Source organism: Rhodococcus sp. P4_C10 (genome assembly GCF_056402135.1).
Genome location: NZ_JBFUHZ010000113.1, coordinates 1 through 429, shown reverse-complemented (window position 1 = coordinate 429; position 429 = coordinate 1). Strand labels below are relative to the sequence as shown.

1 protein-coding gene is annotated in these 429 nt (G+C 67.1%); it reads left to right on the top strand.

The window, feature by feature from the left end; genetic code table 11:
• Positions 1-429: phosphopantetheine-binding protein (locus AC1DWC_RS26760; RefSeq protein ID WP_477912926.1), on the top strand; the 429-nt coding region annotated here is incomplete at both ends.

Here is a 429-nt window from a genome sequence, read left to right as displayed (position 1 = left end):
CGTTGCCGGCTCCGGTGTTCGAGGTGGCGGAGTTCCGTGCTCCGGTGACCGGGGTCGAGCGGGCGGTGGCGTCGGTGTTCGAGGAGTTGCTCGGGGTCGAGCGGGTGGGTCTGGACGATGATTTCTTCGCTCTGGGCGGCAACTCGCTGGTCGCGATGCAGGTCGCGGCGCGGCTCGGCAGTGCGCTCGACACCCGGGTTGCGGTGCGGGAGTTGTTCGAGGCGGCGTCGGTCGAGGCGTTGGCCGCGCGGTTGGCGTCGTCCGCTGGTGCGGGTGGTCATGTCGCGTTGACGGTGTGGGAGCGTCCGGAGCGGATTCCGCTGTCGCTTGCGCAGTCGCGGATGTGGTTCTTGAACCGTTTCGATTCCTCGTCGTCGGCGTACAACATTCCGGTTGTGGTGCGGTTGTCGGGTGTTCTCGATGTCGATG